General features: G+C 70.0%; 3 protein-coding genes. 2 read left to right on the top strand and 1 reads right to left on the bottom strand.

Annotated features, from left to right (window positions below):
• The coding region (locus EEJ42_RS05610; protein WP_123098882.1) for a hypothetical protein at nt 1-1108 on the top strand (1108 nt) is incomplete at its 5' end.
• Between the two features lie 224 nt (nt 1109-1332).
• On the opposite strand, the gene EEJ42_RS53750 is transcribed toward EEJ42_RS05610, so the two are convergent.
• Nucleotides 1333-1458 carry a hypothetical protein gene (locus EEJ42_RS53750; RefSeq protein ID WP_281291402.1) on the bottom strand — a complete coding sequence of 42 codons (126 nt, stop codon included), beginning with the start codon at nt 1456-1458 and terminating at the stop codon, nt 1333-1335.
• Nucleotides 1459-1943: 485 nt separating this feature from the next.
• Here EEJ42_RS53750 and EEJ42_RS05600 point away from each other — a divergent pair.
• The coding region (locus EEJ42_RS05600; RefSeq protein ID WP_184502953.1) for a helix-turn-helix domain-containing protein at nt 1944-2089 on the top strand (146 nt) is incomplete at its 3' end.

Raw genomic sequence — 2089 nt, 5'->3', positions numbered from 1 at the left:
CGTTCACAACGCCATCGAGTGGTTCACCACCGACCGCTCCCGCACCCGCCAGGCCATCGAGCACCCCGACGGCCCGATCGCGCCAGGGCAGCTCCTGGACTCGGCCCGCTTCGACGTGCAGGTCAACGGTCTCCTGGACGGGGAGACAGACGGACAAGCCCAAGCCCTCGTTCAGGCCCAGGCTGAGTGGCTCATCCGGTGGATGCCGCCCGACCACAAGCCTCTGTCCCTCGACAGCGCGCAGCAGGCCGGCCGCGCCTGGGGCATCCTGATCACCTCGGGCACCGAGGTCCTGCCCGACCAGGCTGTGCTGACCGAGGTCGCCGTGCAGACCGGGATCTCCATGCGCGCAGCGGAGGAGATCCACAACCAGGCCCGAAGCACCAGCGCCGCGTACAACCGAGCCGACCTGCTCACGCCGTACGACGACGCTGCAGAGGAGGTCCTCATCGGTGACTGGGACCGGCTCGCCGCCTGCGGCCCCGATCTGCTGGAGGCCGCAGAACGGGCCCAAGACGTGCTGGAACTGCTCACCGCCCGCATCATCGGCCCCGAAGACCACGACTGGATGGACGCCGCGGCGCAGCACGCCGCCCAGGTCTACGCCAGCGTCCGCGCTCAGCCGCTGCTGGCCCCCGTCACCGCGGTGATCCCCAGCCGGGACCAACCCGACGCCGCAGACGACCAAGCACGTCTCGTCGAACTCACACAGCAAGGCCACCTGACCACCGCCGCCACTGCGGCAGCCCGGGCCCGAGCCGTGCAGGAATGGGCCGACCCAGACAGCAAGACCACACCGGACCGGACCAGAACAGTAGAAGCGGCAGCCCCCGGGATACGTACGCGGCTCCACTTGAACCACACACTCGCCACCCTCGACCCAGGCCACGGCCCGTCCGCCATCAACGCGCTGGACCCCCAGCGCGTCGCACGGGTCGTCGAGGCACTCGGCCAGCTGTCCACCAGGATGAGCACGATCCTGCGTACGGCCAGTACCCTCCCGGCGATGAGAGGAGAGCAACCCAACCTGCAACGCCCTCAGCACCAGCAGCATCCGCACACCCCGGGCCAGAGCCCCGGAGACAGCACGCCGAGGGCCACGCCCTGAGCGGCTGAGCGGCCTCGCATACGAACGATGTACGCCCACTGGGGATCGTTCCAGGCCGGGAGCACACCCGTCATCGCCAGTGCCTGTGGCGACAGCGACGGTGACGGCGGCCCGGAACTCAGAAGGGCGGGTCAACGGGCCTCCGGAGTCCGTCTCCCGATGCTCGACGGCATCACTGACGATGCCGAAGAGGGGGTCGGTCCGCGGGGCCGGTCCTTGGCCGGTCAGTATCCGTCGAGCTTCGCGTCGACCGAGTGGACCGACGACGAGTCCGGGACGACGGCGCACCACAGCGGCACGCCTTCAGCTTCCGGTGCGGGTACGGTGGTGATCCGGCAGCTGACGGGCATGGGGTCCTCCGGTCCGAGCGCCGTGGATCCTGCGCGCAGACGACGGCGAGGATCGCTCGGCTCAAGTCGGGACGCGAAGGTCGGGCCCTGTGGAGGAAGTCGGCTGCGCCGCTAAGCGGAGGCCGGATGTGGCCCGGGCGATCAGATAGGCGGCCGCGAGGAAAGCGGGCGGTATGGACCTGGGTCCGCTGCGCAGCCTCGTCATGGTCGAGACGGACCGGGGAAGACCGGGCATCGGGGTCTGCAAGACCCGGACCCTTGGTCCGGACTGGGGCGCCTACGAGCACTGCAAGTCGCTAGGTGTGCTGTCCGGGGACGTTGGTGACGGGCGACGCGCCGTGAGGGGTGCTTGAACGGGGCNCGCTAGGTGTGCTGTCCGGGGACGTTGGTGACGGGCGACGCGCCGTGAGGGGTGCTTGAACGGGGCGAGGGCCTCTGGTTTCGGTGTGGATTGCGAAGTCTGTACCGGCACCAGGAGGCCCTCGTTGATCCACCGTAACGCCCCGCTGACCCCGACCGGCAGGCTGCGTCTGGCCCGGTGTGTCGTCGAGGACGGATGGCCGCTGCGGCGGGCAGCCGAACGCTTCCAGGTCAGCCACACCACCGCAGCCCGCTGGGCCCACCGCTACCG

The organism is Streptomyces botrytidirepellens (genome assembly GCF_003721215.1).
GTDB lineage: Bacteria > Actinomycetota > Actinomycetes > Streptomycetales > Streptomycetaceae > Streptomyces > Streptomyces himastatinicus.
The sequence above is the reverse complement of the archived record's forward strand: the minus strand, read 5'-3'. Positions and strand labels throughout refer to the sequence as shown.

Excerpts from the sequence above, each read along its gene's own strand:
- EEJ42_RS53750 (WP_281291402.1), bottom strand. The coding sequence starts at position 1,458 with ATGCCCGTCAGCTGCCGGATCACCACCGTACCCGCACCGGAAGCTGAA.